Genomic DNA, 21,922 nt, shown 5'->3' with positions numbered 1-21,922 from the left:
TTTTCAGAAAATAATTATGGATGCTGCCGCCGCGGCACCACGCTCACCCAGAAGCGCGTGCTCTGGCGCACGTCGACGGGCAAGGTGCGCGTCAGCATGTCCAGCACCTGCCCCGTATCGGCCAGCGGGTAGATGCCCGACACGCGCAGATGGGCGATGGCCGGATCGCAAGCCAGGCGACCATGGCGATAGCGCGCCAGTTCACCGATAAAATCGGCCAGCGGCATATCGTGCGCCACCAGCATGCCCGTCGTCCAGGCATCCGCGCCGGCAGGCAAGGCCTCGATTGCCCCCATGCGTTTCGCCGTGAACATCGTTTGCTGGCCGGGGTGCAGCCTTTGCACGGCGCCGGGCGCCAGCCTTGGCATGACGTCGACCGCGCCCGCGAACACGCCCAGGCGCGTGACTTCGCCACCGGCGCGCACGGCAAAGCGCGTCCCCACCGGTTGCAACCGGCCCTGGGCCGTCTGCACAATAAAAGGCCTACCTGCCGGATCGCGCGCCGTGCTGACCATGATCTCGCCCTGTAACAACGTCACCAGGCGCTGGCGCGCGTCATAGCGCACGTCGATGCTGGACGCCGTATTGAGCGCGATGCGCGTGCCGTCTGCCAGCACGATGTGGCGCAATTCACCCGTGCCGGTGCGGTAATCGGCCAGCCAGAAGCGCGCCTGCTCATCGCCGCCCGCCAGCCAGGCACCGCCGCCCACGGCCAGCAGCGCCAGCAGCTTGAGCGACTGCCGGCGCGCGGCATTGGCCTGCGCATGGATCGGTTTGCGCGCCAGGGTGCCATGCGCCAGCGGCGCGGGCAAGGAACGCATGCGCGCCATGCAGCCTTCCACGTGCAGCCAGGCTTGCTCATGTTCCGGGTCGCTGTCGCGCCAGGCGCGCCAGGCCTGCTCCACTTCCAGCGTGGCATCGCCGGCCTGCAGGCGCACCAGCCATTCGACCGCCTGCAGGCTGGCCGCTTCCGGCTTGGAGGCGCCCATCACGGCGCCGGAGGAGAAAAGAAACACTGATGCATGGCTTTCACCAGGTAGCGCTGCACGGTGGCCAGCGAGATATTCAATTCCAGCGCGATGGCCGCCTGCGGCATGCCATCGAGCTGCGACAGCAGAAACGCGCGACGCACGGCCGGCGCCAGGCCATCGAGGCGGCAGTCGATGTCGAACAGGGCTTCGAGCAAAATCGCCTGCGCTTCGGGATCGGGCGCATGCTGCGCCGGCAGGCTGGCCAGGGTGTCCAGGTACGCCGCTTCCAGGTCGCGGCGGCGGTACAGATTGCCCAGCACGCCCTTGGCCACCGTCGTCAGGAAGGCCCGCGGCTCGCGCGCGGCGATGGCCTCGTCGCGATTGAGCAGGCGCATGAAAGTGTCGTGCGCCACGTCGGCCGCGTCAAAGGCGTTACCCAACTTGTGCCTGAGCCAGCCTTGCAGCCACCGATGGTGTTCGTAATACAGGCTACCCACCTCCTGGTGGACGCCGGGTTGGGCAGCCGACACGTCGCAACCTCCCTGGTTCGCAAATAATAATGATTCGCATTCTATATCCAGGCGGTACTGCGGCGCAAGCAGCCGGGCTGAGGACCAGCGCCTACTGCATCGGCAAGGCCGTCACATCGACTGCCGGCGCCTGCCCCGTGGCCGGGCGCGTGAAATTCTGGCCGGTTTTCACGTACTCGGCGAAGAAGCCACCGTTACGCAGATAGAACTTGCCGTTTTCCAGGCCGCCCGCGTAATCCATGCGCTGCGCGTTGGTGGCCGTGGCGTCGCCCGTGTAGCGCCCTGCCGTCACTTCCGACCAGGTGCCCGATGCATTCCTTGCCCACTGGTTGCCGAACTGGACGCGGCGCTCCGTGTGGCCCAGGGTATCGATGAAGTTCTCGAGGAAGGAATGCACGCGCGTCAGATACGTGGAAATCGCCGGCCGCTTCCAGGTGGCGATATAGCGCCACTTGCCCGTCTCGGGCGCGAAGAACCAGGCCGAATAATCGCTGCCGCCCTTGCCGTCGGGCCGCGCGCGCGTGATGAAGCGGTACGTGGTGCCAGCCACCCAATTATATGAAAGGTAGGTTTGCCCACCCGTGCCCTCGCCGCCAAATGCGTTGTCGATGACGCCCTCACCCTTGCTGACCAGGGTGGTCTTCGCGCCATTCTCGGCGTCCCACACGGAAAACAATATCCAGCGCTCGCTCGGTGATTTCACCTGGATGCCCATGTAGCCCTGGCCGAAGCCGTTGGCCATGAAGTAGGAACCGATGGCGTCCTGGCCCACGGGTATCGTCATCTCGTTATAAAAATACTCGGTATTGGCCGGCACCGTATAGCCCATGTGCACGGACGGCCCGCGCCGCGACCAGTAGTAATTGGCCGGGTCGTTGGCATAGTTCAGCGTGGCACCGGCCGTCACCTTCAGCGCCGAAACGTCGCCGAAGGTGGCCTTAGCGCGCGAGATTCCCTGCAGGTCCACCTTCACATAGCCGGCCGCCGGCACGTTCACCGTGCCCACGGCATAGGTCTTGCGGGCCTTGCCGGCCAGTTTGACGTCGAACGGCGTGCCGTTGATCTTCACGCGGATGGTGCTGTTGCCGCCATCGGCCAGGCTGGCGTCAAACGCCACCTGGACGGGACCTGCTTCCGCCACGCGGAAATACGTGCTGGCGACGGTAGCGGGATTGCTCCAGCCGGTCAGGCCATGCTCGCCGATGACGGCGCCCTTGTCTGCACTGGTGATGAAGGCATTGCCGGCCAGTTCCACGCTGGCGGGCGTCGCGCACGCCATGGGTGCGGCCACGCAGGCGGCCACGCAGGTGACCAGTAAAGGCATGGCGGGAAGGACTGCGCAGAACAATGAACTTGTGTGTTTCATCAACGTCTCCTGACATGGAAAAAACCCGCTACGGCGGCAGGCGCGGTAGCGGGTTGTGAAGCCTTAGTACTTGCCGTCGAGGGCGAAGATCGGCTTGCGCGCTTTCCACTGCCCGCCCGTGAAGTCGGGGAAGTCCAGGGTCTGGAAGTTGGCGGCGATCGATTGCTCGGACAACGGCGTGATGGCGCTCCACGTCACGGCGTCGTAGATATCGATCGGCATCGGCGCATTGGCCTTCAATGCTTCGACAAAGGCGTGGATGACGAAGAAGTCCATGCCGCCGTGGCCCGCGCCTTCGGCTTGCGCCGCGTATTTGCGCCAGAGCGGGTGCTCATACTTGTCCTGGTAAGCCTTGAAATCGTCCCACTGGTGCGGCTTGCTGACGCCTTCGATATGAATCGAATTATTCAAGTCCATCCACAGGCCGTCCGTGCCTTGCACGCGGAAGCCCAGCGAATACGGGCGCGGCAGGCTCGTATCGTGCTGCAGGATGATGGTTTCACCGTTCTCGCACGCCAGCGTGGTGGTGACCACGTCGCCCAGCTTGAATTTCACCTTGGCGTTCGCATGTTGCGCGCCGCCCGGCTGCTTGACGATGTAGTCGTGCAAGCCGCGCGCCTTGGTGGCAAAGGCGTTGATGCGCGTAAAACGGTTGCCGCGGTTGATGTTCGTGTACATGGCGCACGGGCCGATGCCGTGGCTTGGATACAGTTCGCCATTGCGCTCGACCGAGTGCTGCGTGCGCCAATGGGCTTCCGACCAGCCCTTTTCGCCGAATTCCACGCCGCCGCCATACGGCTTGGCCGGATTGCCGCTGTTGAATTTGACGGCGCGCAGGTCATGCTGGTAGCCGCCCTGCAGGTGCAGCAGTTCGCCGAACAGGCCTGCGCGCACCATCTGCAGCGCAGCCATCACGTCGCGGCGGTAGCATACGTTTTCCAGCAACATGTATGGCGTACCCGTCTTCAGCTGGGTATTGAGCACATCCCAGTGGTCTTGCAGGGTAATGCCGGCCACCACTTCGCAACCGACTGCGATCTTCGCCTGCATCGCGGCGATCGCCATGGGCGCGTGGAATTCCCACGGCGTGGCGATGATCACGCCATCGAGGCCGCCCGCGTCCAGCATGCGCTGGTAGGCTTTCTGGTCGCGGTCTTCGCCATACGTGCGCGGACGCGGCTTGCCGGCTTTCGCCACCTGGCCCAGCGCGTGTTTCAGCATGATGGGTTCGATATCGCACAGCGCGACCACTTCCACGTCATCGCGGCGCACCAGTTCGGCCAGCAGCACCTGGCCGCGCATGCCCGTGCCGATCAGGCCCAGGCGAACCTTGTCGCGGCCGGTGGCCGTTGCGGCGTTGGCCGCGCCAGGCAGCAAGGCGCTGCCGGCCATGGCACCACCGGCCAGCGCTGCGCTGGCGGACAGGAAATTGCGTCGATTGATTTGTGTCGTCATTGGTCTCTTCTCGCTTCCGTTGGTAAGGATCGTCACCGGCCCGCCGCGCGGCAGGCCGGCTGCAGTTTAATAGGAATATTCAGCCGTAAAGCGCACGGAACGCGGCGCCGTGCGTCCATCGACCTGCAGGTAATTGCGGGAGATGGCGCCATGGTCTTCGCGCGTTTCGGTATAGCGGGTGACGGTCTGGCTGTTGAAGACGTTGAACACGTCCACTTTCAGGCTCAGGCCTTTGACGGCGCTGGGAGTATAGGCCACATTCATGTCCAGCTGGGCTTGCCATGGCAGGCGGCCCTGGCTGCCGCGCGGCGCCGGCTTGCCGTTGCAATAGAAGTAGGAATCGCCGTAATTGCCCTCGAACTTCAGGTTATCGGGCAGCGCGCCGATGCAGTTGCGCGGCGCGCCCGAGATCAGCGACAGGTTGGCGCCCACCATCACGTCCGGGATGACCTGCATGAAGCCGTAGGCCTTGAAAGCGTGGCGGTGGTCGCCCGGCAGATAGCCATACGCGTTGTACATCAGTTCCTTGTGGTCGTCGCTGACCGTCAGGCCCACGTCGCCGCCGCCGATGCTGTCCGTCTGGCCTTCCATATTGCCCTTCAAGCCGGACAAGGTGTAGGTCAGCTTGCCGTACCAGCCGTTCGTGTACGGGTGCTCGACGAACATGTTCAGGGCGCGGTAGGTGCGCGATGGCAGCGGGTTGCCCCACTCTGCCGCCGATATATCCACGCGGCGCAGGCCCTTGCCATCGTCAAAGTCCACCATCAGGCTGTTGTCGCGGCCCGGATTGATGATGGCGCACTGGAAGCCGCTCCAGTTAGCCGTATCGACGCTGTTGCGCGTGGCCCAGGCTTGCAGCGGACGCGCGTCGCAGCTGTCGTCGTTGGTGTCGTTCAGCTTGCGGTACAGGACGCTGGCGCCCACCACCAGCTTCTTGCTCAGGGCGCGTTCGAAGCCCAGCGAGAATTCATCCTGCGACAGCGGTTTCAGGCCAACGGCCGTCACTTCGCGCGCATCGCGGCTCTGGCCATACGCATTGTTGGCCGAATACGGCTTGCTGATCGCATGCAGGCCCGTCGGCGCGCCCGTGACGGGATCGACGCCCGTGTAGGTGAACATCTCGCTGGTGGCCAGGAAGGGGCTGGCCATGTTGCTCGACAAATTCGATGGCACCGGCAGGTGGTAGCGGCCGCCGTTGGCGAAGAATTTCAGGCTGCCGTCGCCCAGGTAATCCCAGGTGGCGCCCAGGCGCGGGGCGATCATGTTGCGCTGCGAAATGAAGGCCACGCCATCGCTGCTGTAGTTGGTGAACTGTTCGCGGCGCAGGCCCAGGTCCAGCAGTACCCGCTCCGTGACCTGATAGTGATCCTGGATGTACTGCGCCGATTGCACGCTGGTCGGACGCGCCAGGTTGGCGTTCAGTTCCTTGCTGACGTAATAGCCCTGCTTGCCGTAGCCGTCGCCCTGGTACGGCGTTTCAAACGCGCCGTTGATCGGCAGATTCGGATTCGGGGCCCGCTGGTAGTTCCAGCGGTAGCCGCCGGCCAGGCTCAGGCCCACCTTCGATTCCACGTCGATGCGGTCGATGCCGCCGCGCAGCGAGTGCTTGCCCAGCTTGTATTCGAGGTCCAGGCGCTTGGCTTTCTGGCGGTCTTCCGACGACGGATCGACCAGGGTCCCCGTCACCGTTTGCGGATTGGTGTACGTCAGGCCAGGCACCTGGGTCGATTCATTCGACGACGTTTGCGCCAGCAGCGGATTGTAGCCATCCGGGGTACGGCGGTGCGAAGTGCGCGACTGCCCCATCATGGCCGTCACCGTCAGGTTATCCGTCAGGTAGCCCGTGTACTTGAAGATGTCGACATTCGCGCCCGGCGCAGCCGACGAGCCGCAGCAGTTGATGGTGGTCTCGCTGCCGCCGCCAGGCACGTTGTTGCGTTTCAAGGTGGCATAGTCGAAGCCATAGCTCTGGCTATCCGTTGTCGTGCGGTCATACAGCTTGGTATATTCAAAGTGATGGTCGTCCGTCAGGTTGTAGTCCAGCTTGGCCATCATGCGGTCAACCTTGCTCTTGCTTTCGCGCCAGCCGTTCGGCAACACCTTGTCCACCAGGTCGTCGCGCGCACCGGCGACGGCGCCGCCGTCCGTGCGCGTCTGTTCCAGCGCCACGAAGGCGAACAGCTTGTTCTGGATCAGCGGCCCGCTGCCGTACAAGCCGACGACCTTGCTGGTGCTGCCGTTATCGCGATTCCAGTACTTCAAGGTGCCATCGGTCTTCGGATTGGCGCCCGTGTTCGGGTAATACCGGTTTTCCGTTGTGCCCTTCAGCGAACGGGGGATGATGGAGACCTTGCCGCCGAATTCGACCTTGTTGCCACCGCTCTTGGTAGTGATGTTGATCACGCCGCCAGTGGAGCGGCCAAATTCCGAACCATAGCCGCCCGACAGCACCTGCAGGTTGGAGATCGCGCCAAACGGCAGCTCCGACGCGCCCACCTGTGTCAGGAGGTTGGTGATGGGGAAGCCATTGACGTAGAACGCGTTTTCCGACTGGCCCGAGCCGCCGATCGACGGCGCATTGCCATACACGCTGTTGGTGCCGCGCGCCACGCCCGGCGTCAGCTGCACGATGGAAGCCACATCATTCCCGACCGGCAGCGCTTTCAATTCCTTGGCCGTGAAGATCACGCCATTGTTCGTGTTCGACACATCGATCGTGTTGCGCGACGCTTTCACCACGACGGTTTGCTCCTGGCCCACGGAACCGGCCACGCTGGCCGGACCGAAGTTCGCTTCCGCACCGGCGCCGATCAGGGCTTCGACTTCCTGCGACGCTTCCACCGAACCGGCACGCAGCACGCGCACCGCATAGCGGCCTGGCGGCATGGAGTTGGCCACATAGCGGCCCGACGTATCGGGCGTCAGGCTGCGCCGCACGCCCGTCGCCAGGTTTTCCAGCACCACGGTGGCGCCGGCCGGTGCGCTCACTTCACCGAAAATGGTACTGGTGGCGTTCGACTGTGCCCAGGCCTGGCCTGGCACGCCGGCCGCCAGTGCGATCACGATCGCGGCGGCGCGGCTGATGTCGCGCAATTTGAGTCGGGTGGTATGCATGCTGTCTCTCCGTCTATATCGAGGGTTATACGCGTCCTCCCCGCTCCGGGGCGGAATCGGGGGGCGCCATTTTTATGGTGGTCGTCGGAAGGTAGCGCCAGACAGCCGCACCTTCCGGGAAATCAGTCCGTATCGGCTGATTTTCGTTTTCTTGGGATTACTTTAAAAAGAAAAATAAGTATCGTCAACAAAAAGAAAGTTATAACGCAAATTTATCGCTCAACCGCGTGAATAAACGCGATTTATCTTTCGCATTAATGACTGACGCGACATATGACTTTCGTTATCGTGGTGTGACAGATACACACGTCGGCAGGGAGGTGAGCGGGAATGGTGAAACGGCCCAAAAATCCGGCGAGAAAAACGCGAAAGCAGGCCTGATGATCTGCTTTCACTTACGTTTATCTTTCGTATTACATATTTCGGAATATTGTCTTTTCTTTTCCATGGCAATACCCCGGCCCGCCACCATGCTGGCTGGCGGGCCGGGGCAAGGTCACGTATTAAAAGAACTTGTAGCTGGCCGAGAGCGCAAACTGGCGGCCGAACAGGTCCTGGCTATGGTTGTAGCCTTCCCAGCCATTCGGGTCGTAGTACGGCCGCTTGTTGAACGCGTTTTTCACGTTCAGGCCCACGTCCAGGTTCTTGACAGGCTTCCAGCTGAAGGCCAGGTTCACCGTGGTGTACGACGGCGCACCCTTGCACTGGCCGGCCGGCAGCGATACCGAGGCGGCGGTGCAGTTCTCCGGCGTGTTGTCCTTGTCCCAGGGACCATACGCCCACCGCGTCTTGCCCGAGTAGTTGACGAACACGCTGCTGACGAAGTTGCGGTAGCTCCAGTCGGCATTCACGGTGGCGCGGTAGCGCGGCGAATCGTAGTAGCCGACGGTATTGCCCTTGATGTCGCTGCCGTCTTCGCTGTCATGGGTATCGCGCTTGCGGATGGTAGCGGCGATGCCGGTGCTCAGCTTGCCCCAGTCACCGAGCGCAAAGCGCGTGCGCGCATCGATGTCCACGCCGTCCATCAGGGTGCGGCCGCGGTTCGAATACGAGTTGATCAAGCCGCCCAGGTTGCCCACCGAGTAGCGCGGCACGCCGCCCGCGCACACGCCGGCATTGGCGGGATTGGCGCACATGGCCGCCACCGCCGCCACGTTGGCCCGGTCCGTATCGGTCAGGTCGTTGCGGATGGCGTTAGGCGTGCCGGCCAGGGTCGGACCGTGCTTGTCCACCAGTTCCGTAAACAGCTCGTTGAAGTCCTGGCGCACGATTTCGTCGCGGCGGTTGATGAACCAGTAATCGATGGAAATGCTCACGTCCTTGGCCGGCTGCAGCACCAGGCCCACGGTGGAAATCTTGGCCTTTTCCGGACGCAGGTTCTGGTTCGGCGGCGTCAGGCCGCCCACCGTCGTCGAGCAATTTGAATTGAGCAGGCTCTTGCCCAGGTCCGCATCCGTCGCCACCTTTGACTTTAGCAAGGCACGCGCCATGGCATTCGTTTCATCGCAGCGCACCGTGTCGCGGATGCCGCCCACCTGCGCAAAGACGCCGCCCGTGCCCGATTCGGCCAGGTTGGGCGCGCGGAAGCCTTCCGAATACGTCCCGCGCAGCATCAGGTCGGGCCGCGCGCGCCAGATCACGCCCAGCTTGGGCGCCAGGTTGGCGGCGAAATGCGGATATTTGTCCAGGCGCGCGGCCGCATTGACTTCCAGGGTGTCGGAAAGCGGCACCACCACTTCGCCAAACACGGCGGCGATGGTGCGCTTGCCATCAAACCAGGAACCGCCCTGCTGCGTGATCAGGCCATTCGCGGCATCGGCGTTGCCGGGCGTGAGAAAGCTCTCGCGCATGATGTTGGTGCCCACGGCGGCGCGCACTTCGCGTTCGCCCAGCTTGAACAGGGTACCTTCGACCTTCGCGTCCCAGGTCATCAGCTTGGTCCAGGATTCGATGGCGAAGGTCGGGTAGGCGGCACGCAGGAGCGCCGCGTTGGCGTCACTGATTTCGCCGAACTTGTAGGCGGGATTGTCCGAGATATACGTGCGGCCGCTGACGGGGTCTTTCGTGAACGGGCCAAACGCCTGCTCGAAGCCCTTGATGTTGATGTTCGCCGTCTGGAACAGGGTCGAATGGCTACCCGCCACGCTGAGCGCCGTTTCAAAATCCCAGCCACCGCCGATGCTGCCGCGCAGGCCGACGAGCGCGCGGTAGTTTTCATCGACATTTTTCTGGCCGAAGTGGCCTTGTGCATCCTGCAGCAGGTAATTCAAGCCGGCCGCGCCGCCCATCTTGGCCTGCATGTCGGCATCGAGCTTGCCCTTCAGGTAGACGTTGTTGGGGCTCAGGAAAGGCGTGGCAAACGTGTTCAGGGTATTGCCCGTATTGCGCGCGAACCAGTTGTTCGTGCTGCCGCTGTTGAAGCTGGACGGGCCATTCTCGCCGCGCATCTTGATGTGGGTGAAAGCGCCTTCCGCGAACGCTTCCATGTCACTTCCCAGTTTCAGCCGGCCGCTCAGGTAAGCCGTGGCGCGCTCCGAGGTAGGACCCGTGTCGAGCTGGTTCGGCAGCGCATTCCACACGCAGCGACTACCCGACGCCTCGGTGATGCTGGTGTTGCAGCCGGGCGCGGCGCGCTGGGTGCGCGCATTGTTCTTCGCCTTGTCGAAGACAAAGAAGGTCCCCGGGTTCATCACGCCCGGCTCGCTGCCGACGCCCACGCGCATGTTCGGGATGAAATTCGGATTATTCGCATAAAAATACGCGGGACGCTTCTTATAAGTGTCGGCCAGGGCGATGCGGTCGCGCTGGTAAACGTTCACGGAACCATAGATGTTGTAGCCGTCGCTGGCCAGGTCGCCCAGACCATACAGCACGCTGGCCTGGCGCTCGCCATAGGCTTTCACGCTGGGCGAAAACTCGCCATTGGCGCGCGCTTCCAGGCCTTGATACGATTTTTTGGTGATCACGTTGATGACGCCGGCCACGGCATCGGAGCCATATACGGCCGAGGCGCCGTCCGTCAAAATTTCCATGCGTTCGATGGCGGCGGCGGGAATGGCGTCGATATTGACGAACATGGTCTGGAAGCCGGCTGGCGCGCCGTAGAAGGACAGGCGGCGGCCATTCAAGAGCACCAGGGTGCCCTGCGCGCCCAGGCCGCGCAAGTTCGCTTGCGAACCGCCATCGGACCCCGTGAACATCGAGCGGAAATCCTGCTGCGCCGGGCGGGCGGCAGGCAGGTTGTCGAGCACTTGCAGCAAGGTGAGCGCGCCCATGTTTTCGATCTGCTTGGCATTGATCACCTGTACCGGCGACGCCGTTTCTGCGTTGATCCGCTTCAGGCTGGACCCCGTCACTTCGACACGCTGCAGTTTTTCCTCCTCCGCTGCCAGCGCTGTCGACGCCAACCCTACCGCCACCATGGCGGCCATCAGTTTTTTCAAGTGCATTCCCATCTCCCTTATTATCAGTGGTTATCAGTGATTTTTTTTCGTCGGCTTGCAAGAGCCCCTCCCCGGTCCGAAGAGGGGCTCTTTTTTAGTGAAATGATTGATTGCTTAGCGCGGCTTGACTGTCGCGCCTTCCGTGCCGGTCAGCACGGCGTTGGCCCAGTTACCGCAGACCTGGGCCGGGTGGGCGCCGCGCGCACCCAGGGTGCGCAAACTGAGCTGGCTCAGGCCGCGCACGTCGATTTCGGGTTTGACCACCCCGGGAGCCGTGACCAGGCCGCTGTCATACAGCAGCCGCTCACCGCTCCAGACCTGGAATTGCAAGCCGCCCGCGCTGCGGCAGCTATCGTCCACGCCCAGGTCGGCGCGCAGCAGATTCCAGTTGCCGGCCAGCTGCAAGTCGATGCGGCTGGCCGGTCCCACGCCGAGGCCCTTGCGGAACCACAGCCCGTTCATGCGCATCTCGACCGCCTTGCCGGCCGGCCGGTCGCGTCCGATATTCTTCGGCAGCACCAGGTCCGACAGATAGCGCTGCACCTCCTCGCCTTCGGCCACGCGGTGCTCGAGCACGCGAAATTCGGACAAGGTGACGGGCGCCACGTCGGTGGCCAGCGCCGCGTCGTACGCGCGCGCCACCTGCGCACTTTGCGCCGCCGTCACCATCGGGTCGGTGGACGCGGCGCCATCGCCTTCCGGATTTTGCGTGCTCATGACGCGGAAGCGCAGCAAGCGCCCGGCCGTAGCGGGGAAGTTGATCGTCTGCGCACCCTGTTCCAGTTTGAGCGTGCCGCGCGCAAGCGCCGCGCCCCACTCGCCGTTGTTGTCGCCGATATAGATTTCATAGTCGCGCACCTGGCCATGCTTCCAGTGCTGGTCGTTACGCGGCGCCAGTTCGATGCCATCGACCAGGCGGCGTTCCGTAAAACCGATCACCCATTCGTGCGGACCGCTTTTCACGGACGGGCTGCGCACGGTGCGGAACCACGTCTCCGGCTTGCCATCGAAGGCGTTTTCCAGCGGATAGCCGCTTTCCTCCGCAGGACGCGCCACCACCTGCATGGCGTCGGCCGGCAAGGCGCGGCCCGGCACGGGGGCGGCGGGGAAGTCGGCGTCGATTCTAGCCACGGCCAGCGCACCGGCGACCCGCAGCAGCAAAGGCTGGCGGATGTCCTGCGCCGCCACTTTCACGTGCAGGGTGCCTTGCCGGTCGGCCGCGTCGAAATACCAGCCTTCGACCGCCATGTCGTAGGCGGCGCGTTCGCCCGCTGCCGCGATCAGCCGTTCGCCGGCGCGCACGGCAGCCGGCGCCTGGCCGGCCAGCATGCGCAGCGCATAGCCGCGGCGCGCTTCCTGGCCCTGGTACTGGCCATCGACGGCGCCGATATCGACCTGCACATCGCCGCCCGCCTGGCGCATGCGGATGACTTGCTGGCTGAAGGCACCGCCCTGGTACTGGCGCGTGTTGCCGTCGTCTTCATACAGGGTGTAGTCGGAATCGCCGTGCGGGTAGATATCGAGGGTCAGCTGATCCTTCGGCTTCTGGCCGTCGTACAGCATTTCCGGATACATGGGCAGGATGGCGCCGGCGCGCACGAACACGGGCAGCTTGTCGAGCGTCACCTGCATATCGAGGTCGCGCCCCTTGGCGTCGGCCGTGGCCTGGCGGCCATCCCAGTAGTCGTACCACGTACCCTGTGGCAGGTGGATGCCCTTGCGCCAGCCGCCGCTGACGGCCTGGCTGCGGTAGACAGGGGCCACCAGCACGTCGCGCCCCAGCAGGAATTGGTATTTATAGGCTTCCGTGTAGGCAGCCGGGTCTTGCGGGTAATCCCACATCAGGCCGCGCACCAGCGGCGCACCCGATTGCTCCGCTTCGCGCACCAGCGTATACATATACGGCGTCAGGCGCATCTTGAGTTTTAAGTAGCGGCGGTTGATGTCACGGTACGGTTGCTCGAACCACCATGGGTGCTTGCGCTCGGCCGCAGCCCAGCCGGACATGCCCATCAAAACTGGCGTAAAGCTTTTCCACTGCAAGTCGCGCAGATAGGTTTCCGGGCTGCCGCCGAAGATGGCGTCGACGTCGCCGGATGCATACGCCTGGCCGGACAGGCCCGAGCCGATCAGGGTCGGGATGTGCCAGCGGATGTAATCCCAGCTGGCGCTCTGGTCGCCCGTCCACGCCACGGCGTAGCGCTGGATGCCGGCCCAGCCCATTACCGTCCACAGGAACGGGCGGCTGTCGGAGTTGTTCAGGATGCCGTCATAGGCGGACTTGTTCGCGTCCATGGCGAACTGATAGCCCTTGCCCGTCCACGCCACGTCCAGCTTTTGCACGCGGCTGCCCGCCTGGCCCACTTCCCAGGCGATCTTGTCGACGCCGTTTTCCGTCCACAGGCCCGTGCGGAAGCCATAGCCGGCCAGGCCCTTCACCGTTTCCGGCAAATTCGTGTAGCCGCAGCCATAGCCGTCGTTGGGTAAAATCCAGCCGCCCGGCATGTCGTGTTCGCGGTACTGGCGCGCCACCGTCTCCACCACGTCGGGCGTCTTGCCCGTCGGGCCATCCGTCCAGCCCTTCGGCACGGAGCCGGGCTTTTTCACATTGTCGCCATCGTTGTAGCAATCGGCGTCGCCGTATTCCAGCGCCCAGCGGGGCAGCATGCGCGCGCGGCCCGTCAAGTCCGTGTAGCGGGCGACGACGTCGCGCAGGTCCTTGCCGACAAAGAAATACGCGTCGAAGCGACCTTCCGCATGCTGCAGCGAGATCTGCTCGTTGTCGCGCAAATCGTAGTGCCCGTCGGACCAGGTATTGCGCAGCATGCCCCATCCGCGTGAACTCATCAAAAATGGCGCGGGGTTCGGCCGGTCGCCCTCTTCCCAGCCGCCCGAATACGACACGGGCACTTGCTTGCCCTTGAATTCGAAGCGGCCATTTTGCTGGCCGCCGCCGAAGTAACGCTCGCCCGGCAGGCTCGATAGCACTTGCACGCCCTGCTTGTCATCGAGCGACAGCGGCTGCACTTCGCGCCACAGCGGCACCGTGTCGCCCTTGCGGTACAGGGTAAAGCGCAAGGGCTTGCGGTCGATACGCAGGCTCAGGGCTTCGGTAGTGATCAGGATATGCTCGGGCTGTTCATTGATCTGATACGCCACCTGCGCGGCCGGCTGTCCCACGACGATGGGCGCGGCCTTGTCGCCCGGCCCCGTCAAGCCCCCCTTGCCGCCCGCCTGAATGCGCAGCACGTCCGCCTGCGGCAGGCTGACACGCAACTGCATGCCCGTGTCGCTGCGCAGATCCCAGCCCAGTGCCTCGCCCTTGGCCACGTCGGCCGCATGCACGGAACTCAAGCTGGTCAGATTGCCGACAGGCGCGGCCTGCACGCCCGGCGCAGCCAAGGTGGCGAGGGCGGCGAGGACACAGGCGACAAGGGCGCGGCGGGGAAGCGGGAGAGGTTTCATCTGGCGGCTTTCAGAAAATCGAAGTGATGGAAATACTTTAAGAAGAAAAATAAATATCGTCAATTAAAAGAAAGATAAAGCGACAATTTATTAATAAAATGCCCAGAATTGGCGCATTTTTCTTACGTTTCACCAAAAAGTCACAAGACATACTTTCGTTATCGTCGTATTTCAGCGACAGGCGGCAGCGCCACTGGGTTTCATGCGGCACTGCAACACGATTGAAAGGGGATAAAACGACATTATTTCGCAAGCCATGCAACTATTTACTTTCGTTTTACTTTCGTATTTGACTTTTCGAAATTTAGTATTTATGCTTTCTCCAACAAACACTTTACTGACACTCCATGACTACCCTTCTTCAGCGTGACATTCAAACCTGGCGCGACATCGGCGGCCTGCACACGGCCGAGGAAATCGCCCACCAGCCGGCCATCTGGCGCGCGCTGGCCGGCATCTTGCGCAAGGAACAAGCCAGCCTGGCCGCCTTCCTCGGCGACGCGCTGTCCAATCCGCAACAACGCGTCATCCTGACGGGCGCCGGCAGCTCGGCCTATGTGGGCGAAATCGTCGTCGACACCTTGAATGCGGCCTGGCCCGCGCAGATCCGCGCCATCGCCACCACGACGTTGCTGACGCACCACGAGCTGTACCTGGAAGCGGACGCACCTACCCTGCTCGTCTCGTTTGCCCGCAGCGGCGACAGCCCGGAAAGCCTGGCGGCCGTGGAACTGCTGCGCCAGGTCGTGCCCGGCGCGCGCTTTTTGAACATCACCTGCAACGCCGATGGCAAGCTGGCGCGCCAGGGCGCCAATGACAGCAATACGTATAACTTGCTGATGCCGGAAGGCAGCTGCGACCGCGGCTTCGCCATGACCAGCAGCTTTAGCAGTATGCTGCTGGCGGCCCTGTCGGTACTGGGCCAGAACACGGATTTGTCCCGCCTGGAGACCCTGGCGCAGCTGGGCGAACAAGCCTTGCGCGACTGGTCGGCGCCCGTGGCGGAGCTGGGCTCGACACCCGTACAGCGCGTGGTCTACCTGGGCAGCGGTCCGCTGGAAGCGCTGGCCAAGGAAGCGGCATTGAAAATCCTGGAATTGACGGGTGGGCGCGTGATGGCGATGGCCAATACCCCGCTGGGTTTCCGTCACGGCCCGAAATCGGCCGTCACCACGGAGTCCCTGGTGATCCTGCTGCGCAGCAGCAAGCCCTTGGCGCGCCAGTACGAAGACGACCTGTTGAAAGAACTGCAGCGCGACAGCGTGGCGCAGCGCTGCCTGACGGTGGGCATCGGCGGCGACTTATCTGCCAACATATCTGCCAACTTAGCGGCCGACGCGCCAGCCTGGCCCGACGCCTGGCTGGCCCCGCTGTGGCTGCTGATGGCGCAGCAATATGCGCTGCACCAGTCCGCGCTGCTGCAACTGCGCCCCGACAATCCATTCGCCGGCGGCATCGTCAACCGTGTCGTGCAGGGCGTCACCATCTATGGCCATGACCAATTCTAATTCCATCCAGGGCTTTCACGGCATCGACATCGGCGGCAGCAAGATCGAGCTGGTGGCGTTCGCCGACCGCGACGGCGCGCTGGCCGAGGTATTCCGCGAACGGGTGGCCACGCCCGGCGACGATTTTAGAGCCTTCGTGCAAGCGATCACCGGCCTGGTGGCGCGCGGCGACGCGGCACTGGGCACGACGGCGCCCGTCGGCATCGGCTTACCCGGCGTGATCGACAGCGCCAGCGGCAGGCAACTGAGCTCCAACGTGCCGGCCCTGAACGGCCGCCTCGTAGCGCAAACGCTGCAGCAAGCCTTGCAGCGCCCTGTCGCCATCGGCAACGATTGCCAGTGCTTCGCCCTGTCGGAAGCGCAAGGCGGCGCGGCCGAGAATGCCGCCAGCATGTTCGGCGCCATTCTCGGCACGGGCGCCGGCGGCGGCTATTGCGTGGGCGGCCAGCTGCTGCGCGGCTTTAACGGCGTAGCCGGCGAATGGGGCCACTGGAGCCTGCCCGCCACCCTGCTGGCGCAGCACGGCCTGGCCGAATACCCCTGCCCATGCGGCAAGACGGGCTGCCTGGAACGCTATGTCTCCGGCCCCGCCATGAGCAAGTTATATGCGTATTTTGGCGGCGAAGGCACAGAACCGTTGGCCACGCTGGCCATTGTCGCCCGCGCCAACATCGGCGACGCCGTGGCCCAGCGCACGGTGGCCGTGCACCTCGACGTGCTGGGCCACGCGCTGGCCGGCCTGGTACTGGCCTACGACCCGCACGTCATCGTGCTCGGTGGCGGCCTGTCCAAGCTGCCGCACCTGTACGACAAGCTGCCGGCCGCCGTGAAGCGCCATCTGTTCCCCGGCGTCCACGTGCCGCCCATTTTGCCGCCCCGCTTTGGCGACGCTGGCGGCGCGCGCGGCGCGGCCCTTTTGATACGACAACATACCAAGGCGTCAACATGATGAAGCAAGTGGAAAACCCGACCTTTACCCTGTCCCCGATCCAGCAAGTGATCAAGGCGCACCGCCGCGGCGAACCCGTGGGCTTGTACGCCGTGTGCTGCAGCCACCCGAGCGTGCTGCGCGCCGCCATGCGCGTGGCCAGCGAGTACGACACCGTGCTGCTGGTCGAAGCGACCTCGAACCAGGTCGACCAGTTCGGCGGCTACACGGGCATGACGCCGGCAGTTTTCCGCGACACCATGCTGGCACTGGCGCGCGAACAGGGTTTCCCCGCCAGCCGCCTGGTGCTGGGCGGCGACCATCTTGGTCCGAACGCCTGGCAGCACCTCGATGCGGCCACCGCCATGGCCCACGCCGAGACCCTGATCGCCGCGTATGCGGCGGCCGGTTTCCATAAGATCCACCTCGATTGCAGCATGCGCTGTGCCGACGATCCACTGCAGCTCGACGATGAAACCGTGGCCGCCCGCTCGGCGCGCCTGTGCCTCGTCGCCGAAGCGGCGGCGGCGGCCGCCGGCTTCGCGCCGCCCGTCTACGTGATCGGCACGGAAGTGCCGATACCGGGCGGTGAAGCATCGCTGGCGCAAGCCGGCGCCGTCACCAGCCCGCAGGCCGCGCGCCGCACGCTGGACGTGCACCGCCGCGCCTTCCTGGACAACGAGCTGCATGGCGCCTGGCGCCGCGTCATCGCCATGGTGGTGCAGCCTGGCGTCGATTTCGACCAGAGCAGCATCCAGCATTACGATGCGGATGCCGCCGCCGAGCTGTCGGCCTTCGTCGCAGAGCAGCCTGGCCTCGTGTTCGAAGCCCATTCCACCGACTACCAGCGCGAATCGGCCCTGCACGCCATGGTGCGCGACCATTTCGCCATCCTGAAAGTGGGGCCGGCCGCCACCTTCGCCCTACGCGAGGCGCTGTACGCGCTGTGCCAGATCGAGCAGGAACTGCTGCCGGCGCACGCCACTTCGCAACTGATGCAGGTACTCGACGATGTGATGCTGGCCAAGCCGAAGCACTGGATCAAGCATTACCTGGGCACGCCGCAAGAACAGCGCTTGATGCGCCGCTACGGTTTGAGCGACCGTTGCCGCTATTACTGGGGCGAGCCGGAAGTGGCGGCCACCGTCGACAAGCTGCTGGCCAACCTGGACGCCCTGACGATTCCGCTGCCGCTGCTGAGCCAGCATTTGCCGGAACAGTACCTGGCCGTGGTGCAGGGCAGCCTGGCAGCCGAGGCGCCGGCCCTGATCGAGCACAAGATCGGCAGCTTGCTGGCGCAATATGCGCGCGCCTGCAACCGCAATACGGCCATCCCCGTCGTTGCCGAAGCGGCAATCTGTTAAGCTCGATATTTTCATTTTTACTGAGCCCGCCACCATGCGAAATACCAGCCAACGCCGTGAATCCATCCTCCACATGCTTACTCAGCAGGGCACGGTGCAAGTGACCGATCTGGTGGAAAAGCTCGGCGTGTCCGCGGTCACCATCCGCAGCGACTTGAATGCGCTGGAAGCGCAAGGCATGGCCACGCGCAGCCACGGCGGCGCGACCCTGACGCGCACGCCGCCGCTTGAACACACGATACGCCAGAAGGATGCCATCAACCACGAGCAAAAGGAGCGCATCGGCGCCTATGCGGCGCGGCTGGTGGAGCCGGGCGATAACATCATCATCGACTCGGGCACCACCACCATCTCGCTGGCGCGCCATTTGCGCGACGCGACCGGCGTGACGGTGGCCACGAATGGCCTCAACATCGCCTGGGAACTGGCGGACGCGCCCGGCGTGGACCTGATCCTGACGGGCGGCCTGCTGCGCAAGCAGTCGCTGTCGATCCAGGGCAGCCAGGCGGAAACCTGTTTGCAGGCGTACAGCTTCGACAAGCTGTTTCTGGGCGTGGATGGCTTCGACCTGCAATTTGGCGTCACCACCCACCACGAAGCGGAAGCAAGCCTGAACCACAAGATGGTGGAACGGGCGAAGAAAATCATCGTCCTCACGGACGCCTCGAAGTTCGGCCGCGTCAGCCTGCACCGCATCGTGCAGCTGGACCGCGTCGATACCGTCATCACCGATGCCAGCATCAGCCAGGAGTACCGCGAAGGGCTGCAAAAGCTGGGCATCGAACTTTTTATAGCGGAATAACACATGCTGAGCGGCAGAATCCTTACCCCATCTGGCTGGATCACGGGCACCATCACCTTTGACCAGCGCATCGTCCAGATACAAGAAGACCCTGCCGCCGACAGCGCGCTGACCATTTTGCCCGGTTTTATCGACCTGCACGTGCACGGCGCGGCCGGCGTCGACATCATGGAAGGCGGCAACGCGGGCGCCAGCGTGGCGCAAGTGCACGCGCGCCACGGCACCACGGCCCTCCTGGGCACCACCCTGACAGCGAAGGAACCGTCGATTTTGCGCGCCCTGCAAGGCCTGGCCGGCGTCATCGCCGAGCGTCCTGCCAACGGCGCGCGCATGCTGGGCGTGCACCTGGAAGGCCCGTTTTTGAATTTGCACCGCCTGGGCGCGCAGCCGCCCGACGTGGTGCAAGCGAGCCTGGCGCTGGTGCAGCGCTTCCACGCCATCGCGCCCATCAAGGTACTCACCATGGCGCCGGAAATCCCCGGCCACCTGGAACTGATCCCGCAACTTGCGGCGATGGGCATCCGCGTGCAGATCGGCCACAGCGCCGGCACGTATGACGAAGGCGTGGCGGCCCTGAAGGCCGGCATCTCCGGTTTTACCCACCTGTACAACGGCATGACGGGCATGACCCATTACGACCCCGGCATGGTGGGCGCGGCGCTGGCGCATGCCGAATACGCGGAAATCATCCCCGACCTGCAGCACGTGGCAAAGGGCGCCCTGCGCGCGGCCCTGCGCGCCATCCCGCGCCTGTACGGCGTGACGGACGCCACCTCGGCCACCGGCATGCCCGATGGCGAATACGGCCTGGGCACGCAGCGCGTCTACAAATGCCTGGGCTGCGTGCGCCTGGCCACGGGCTCCTTGGCCGGCAGCGTGCTGACCATGGACCAGGCGCTGCGCAATTTCGTCGAGCTGGGCCTGGACCTGGCCGACGCCTCGAACCGCTTGTCGCTATACCCGGCCGACTACCTGGGTGAATCCGCACGGGGCCGCCTGGCGCCCGGCGCCTGGGCCGACATCGTCGTCCTCGATCCCCAATTACAGCCAGTGTCCGTCTTCGTCGAAGGCGCGGCCATCGATCTTTCCACCCGCTAGATTCAGTCTCTAGACCCAGCCCCCAACCTCAACCCCGTCCCGGAGTTTTCATGCACGACACGTCACACAAGGCCCCCGTGTGGGCCATGCGCTACCTGCTATTTATTGCCGGCATGGGGGGATTGCTGTACGGCATAGACATCGGCATCATCGCCGGCGCCCTGCCCTACCTGGAATCGACGGCCTCCGTGGCCTGGAAACTGACGGCCCAGCAGCTGAGTTTTATCGTCGCCGCCGTGCTATTGGGTTCAGTCCTGTCTTCGCTGTTCGCCGGCGCCCTGGCCGATATTATCGGCCGGCGCTGGGTGATGTTCCTGGCCGGCGCCCTGTTCAGCGCCAGCATCCCGCTGATCGCCCTGGCCGACGGCTACACGCCGTTGCTGCTGGGCCGCCTGCTGCAAGGCATCAGCGGCGGCTTGATCGGCGTCGTCGTGCCCCTGTACCTGGCCGAATGCCTGCCCGCGCAACAGCGCGGACGCGGTGCGGCCCTGTTCCAGCTGCTGCTGACCATCGGCCTGGTGGCCGCCGCCCTGATCGGCCTGCAGCAAGCGCAGACGGTGGAAACGGCCACGCAGGCAGCGCAAGCCTTGCCGGAAGCGGGCCGCATCGCCGCCATCTTCACGGCCAAGGACCAGGCCTGGCGCAGCATCTTCTGGGTCTGCCTGACGCCGGGCCTGGTGTTTACCATCGGCGCCCTGCTGCTGGCCGAGTCGCCGCGCTGGCTGGCGCAACGGGGCCGCATCGAGCAGGCGCGCCAGTCGCTGCTGCGCACGCGCCTGCCCGCTGCCGCCGAACTGGAACTGCGCGAGATGCAAGACACGCCGGAAAACGCGGCCAAGATCAGCGGCAAGGCCAGGGACCCGCTGCTGAGCCGCCGCTACGTGCTGCCCTTCCTGCTCGCTTGCCTGATCCTCGCCTGCACGCAGGCGACGGGCATCAATTCCATCCTCGCGTATGTCGTCAATATCTTGAACCAGGCGGGCCTGTCGGGCGCCTCGGCCAACATGGCGGATGTGCTGCTGAAAGTACTGAATGCCGTGATGACGGTGGTGGCGGTGCTGCTGGTCGACCGCAAGGGCCGCAAATTCCTGTTGATGCTGGGCACGGGCGGCATCGTCGTCTCGCTGCTGGCGGCCGGGCTGCTGTTCCGCAGCGCCGAAGCGCACCTGGCCGACGTGCGTCCCGCCATCGCTGCCCAGGTACAAGCCGATGGCCTGACCCTGCAGCTCGATGCGCCCACCTTGACGGCGCTGGGCGCGGCGGCCGACGGCACGCCGCAGCAGCTGACCATCGCCTACGCCTACGGCCCGTTCACCAACGTGAAAAGCCTGCGCAGCGACGATCCCGTGCTACGCCAGGTGTCCATCGCGCGCGACGACGCCGTGCAGGCCGACAGCGTGATCGGCGTGTTCTTCCGCAAACTGCACCTGAACCCGTTCGCCGACCCGGCCGCCGGGCGCGAGGCGCCGCTGCGCATCGAGAAGGCCAGCCTGGGCCCCGTGCCCTCGTCCTCGCACGGCTGGCTGGTGGCGATTGCCATCTGCGTGTTCGTTTCCAGCTTTGCCGTGGGGCCGGGCGTGTGCGTGTGGCTGGCCCTGTCCGAACTGATGCCGACGCGCATCCGCTCGAACGGCATGAGCATCGCGCTGCTGGTGAACCAGTTCGTCTCGACGGTGATCGCCGCCATCTTCCTGCCGACCGTGGGCTTGCACGGCTATTCGACCTTGTTCTTCTTCGGCGCCGGCTGCACCGTGCTGTATTTCCTGGCTGCCGCCTTCCTGCTGCCGGAGACGAAGGGTAAAACCCTCGAAGAGATCGAAGCGCACTTTGCAAAGTAAGACAGAGTAACCAACTGTAGCAGTCTCCTTTCCAGCCCCG

Annotated in this window: 13 protein-coding genes; 6 read left to right on the top strand and 7 right to left on the bottom strand. The window is 64.3% G+C overall.

The genetic code is table 11. The features are described 5' to 3' along the window. Positions 1–14: 14 nt before the first annotated feature. The 7 genes from C8C92_RS13800 to C8C92_RS13770 form a co-directional block, all read right to left on the bottom strand. On the bottom strand, positions 15–1,016 hold the full coding sequence (locus tag C8C92_RS13800) for a FecR domain-containing protein (protein ID WP_243420205.1): 1,002 nt from the start codon (positions 1,014–1,016) through the stop codon (positions 15–17). Further along, complete coding sequence (locus C8C92_RS13795; protein ID WP_116744248.1) at positions 989–1,501, bottom strand: sigma-70 family RNA polymerase sigma factor; 513 nt, start codon at positions 1,499–1,501, stop codon at positions 989–991. Before C8C92_RS13795 ends, C8C92_RS13800 begins: the two co-directional genes overlap by 28 nt. 91 nt (positions 1,502–1,592) lie before the next feature. Continuing rightward, on the bottom strand, positions 1,593–2,867 hold the full coding sequence (locus tag C8C92_RS13790) for a DUF3472 domain-containing protein (protein WP_243420204.1): 1,275 nt from the start codon (positions 2,865–2,867) through the stop codon (positions 1,593–1,595). Between the two features lie 63 nt (positions 2,868–2,930). Continuing rightward, positions 2,931–4,322: a Gfo/Idh/MocA family oxidoreductase gene (locus C8C92_RS13785; protein ID WP_207781002.1), complete on the bottom strand. Its 1,392-nt coding sequence runs from the start codon at positions 4,320–4,322 to the stop codon at positions 2,931–2,933. Between the two features lie 66 nt (positions 4,323–4,388). Continuing rightward, positions 4,389–7,436, bottom strand: a complete 3,048-nt coding sequence (locus tag C8C92_RS13780) for a TonB-dependent receptor (protein ID WP_116744247.1) — start codon at positions 7,434–7,436, stop codon at positions 4,389–4,391. A gap of 503 nt (positions 7,437–7,939) precedes the next feature. Continuing rightward, entirely contained in the window at positions 7,940–10,885 is a 2,946-nt protein-coding gene (locus C8C92_RS13775; RefSeq protein WP_116744246.1) for a TonB-dependent receptor, read from the bottom strand. 108 nt (positions 10,886–10,993) lie between these two features. Continuing rightward, positions 10,994–14,344, bottom strand: coding sequence for a TIM-barrel domain-containing protein (locus C8C92_RS13770; RefSeq protein ID WP_116744245.1), 3,351 nt, complete (start codon positions 14,342–14,344; stop codon positions 10,994–10,996). A 347-nt stretch (positions 14,345–14,691) separates the two neighbouring features. Here C8C92_RS13770 and C8C92_RS13765 point away from each other — a divergent pair, with 347 nt between their 5' ends. Genes C8C92_RS13765 through C8C92_RS13740 form a run of 6 tightly spaced genes read left to right on the top strand, consistent with a single transcriptional unit; the run spans position 14,692 to position 21,882 of the window. Then, the gene (locus C8C92_RS13765; RefSeq protein ID WP_116744244.1) at positions 14,692–15,852 is read left to right on the top strand and encodes an SIS domain-containing protein; all 1,161 of its coding nucleotides are present in this window, start codon (positions 14,692–14,694) and stop codon (positions 15,850–15,852) included. After that, positions 15,839–16,801: an ROK family protein gene (locus tag C8C92_RS13760; protein ID WP_207781001.1), complete on the top strand. Its 963-nt coding sequence runs from the start codon at positions 15,839–15,841 to the stop codon at positions 16,799–16,801. The genes C8C92_RS13765 and C8C92_RS13760 overlap by 14 nt, the downstream gene beginning before the upstream one ends. Beyond that, on the top strand, positions 16,801–18,144 hold the full coding sequence (locus C8C92_RS13755; protein ID WP_207781080.1) for a D-tagatose-bisphosphate aldolase, class II, non-catalytic subunit: 1,344 nt from the start codon (positions 16,801–16,803) through the stop codon (positions 18,142–18,144). Before C8C92_RS13760 ends, C8C92_RS13755 begins: the two co-directional genes overlap by 1 nt. A gap of 34 nt (positions 18,145–18,178) precedes the next feature. Continuing rightward, positions 18,179–18,946: a DeoR family transcriptional regulator gene (locus C8C92_RS13750; RefSeq protein ID WP_116744242.1), complete on the top strand. Its 768-nt coding sequence runs from the start codon at positions 18,179–18,181 to the stop codon at positions 18,944–18,946. A 3-nt stretch (positions 18,947–18,949) separates the two neighbouring features. Continuing rightward, entirely contained in the window at positions 18,950–20,044 is a 1,095-nt protein-coding gene (locus C8C92_RS13745) for an N-acetylglucosamine-6-phosphate deacetylase (RefSeq protein WP_116744241.1), read from the top strand. Between the two features lie 50 nt (positions 20,045–20,094). Continuing rightward, positions 20,095–21,882, top strand: coding sequence for an MFS transporter (locus C8C92_RS13740; RefSeq protein WP_116744240.1), 1,788 nt, complete (start codon positions 20,095–20,097; stop codon positions 21,880–21,882). Positions 21,883–21,922: the final 40 nt, after the last annotated feature.

This window comes from Janthinobacterium sp. 78, from assembly GCF_003096775.1.
GTDB classification, from domain to species: Bacteria; Pseudomonadota; Gammaproteobacteria; order Burkholderiales; family Burkholderiaceae_D; genus Janthinobacterium; species Janthinobacterium tructae.
The sequence above is the reverse complement of the archived record's forward strand: the minus strand, read 5'-3'. Positions and strand labels throughout refer to the sequence as shown.

Excerpts from the sequence above, each read along its gene's own strand:
- C8C92_RS13765 (WP_116744244.1), top strand. The coding sequence starts at position 14,692 with ATGACTACCCTTCTTCAGCGTGACATTCAAACCTGGCGCGACATCGGC.
- C8C92_RS13775 (WP_116744246.1), bottom strand. The coding sequence starts at position 10,885 with ATGCACTTGAAAAAACTGATGGCCGCCATGGTGGCGGTAGGGTTGGCG.
- C8C92_RS13750 (WP_116744242.1), top strand. The coding sequence starts at position 18,179 with ATGCGAAATACCAGCCAACGCCGTGAATCCATCCTCCACATGCTTACT.
- C8C92_RS13740 (WP_116744240.1), top strand. The coding sequence starts at position 20,095 with ATGCACGACACGTCACACAAGGCCCCCGTGTGGGCCATGCGCTACCTG.
- C8C92_RS13760 (WP_207781001.1), top strand. The coding sequence starts at position 15,839 with ATGACCAATTCTAATTCCATCCAGGGCTTTCACGGCATCGACATCGGC.
- C8C92_RS13770 (WP_116744245.1), bottom strand. The coding sequence starts at position 14,344 with ATGAAACCTCTCCCGCTTCCCCGCCGCGCCCTTGTCGCCTGTGTCCTC.
- C8C92_RS13780 (WP_116744247.1), bottom strand. The coding sequence starts at position 7,436 with ATGCATACCACCCGACTCAAATTGCGCGACATCAGCCGCGCCGCCGCG.
- C8C92_RS13755 (WP_207781080.1), top strand. The coding sequence starts at position 16,801 with ATGAAGCAAGTGGAAAACCCGACCTTTACCCTGTCCCCGATCCAGCAA.
- C8C92_RS13745 (WP_116744241.1), top strand. The coding sequence starts at position 18,950 with ATGCTGAGCGGCAGAATCCTTACCCCATCTGGCTGGATCACGGGCACC.
- C8C92_RS13785 (WP_207781002.1), bottom strand. The coding sequence starts at position 4,322 with ATGACGACACAAATCAATCGACGCAATTTCCTGTCCGCCAGCGCAGCG.
- C8C92_RS13790 (WP_243420204.1), bottom strand. The coding sequence starts at position 2,867 with ATGAAACACACAAGTTCATTGTTCTGCGCAGTCCTTCCCGCCATGCCT.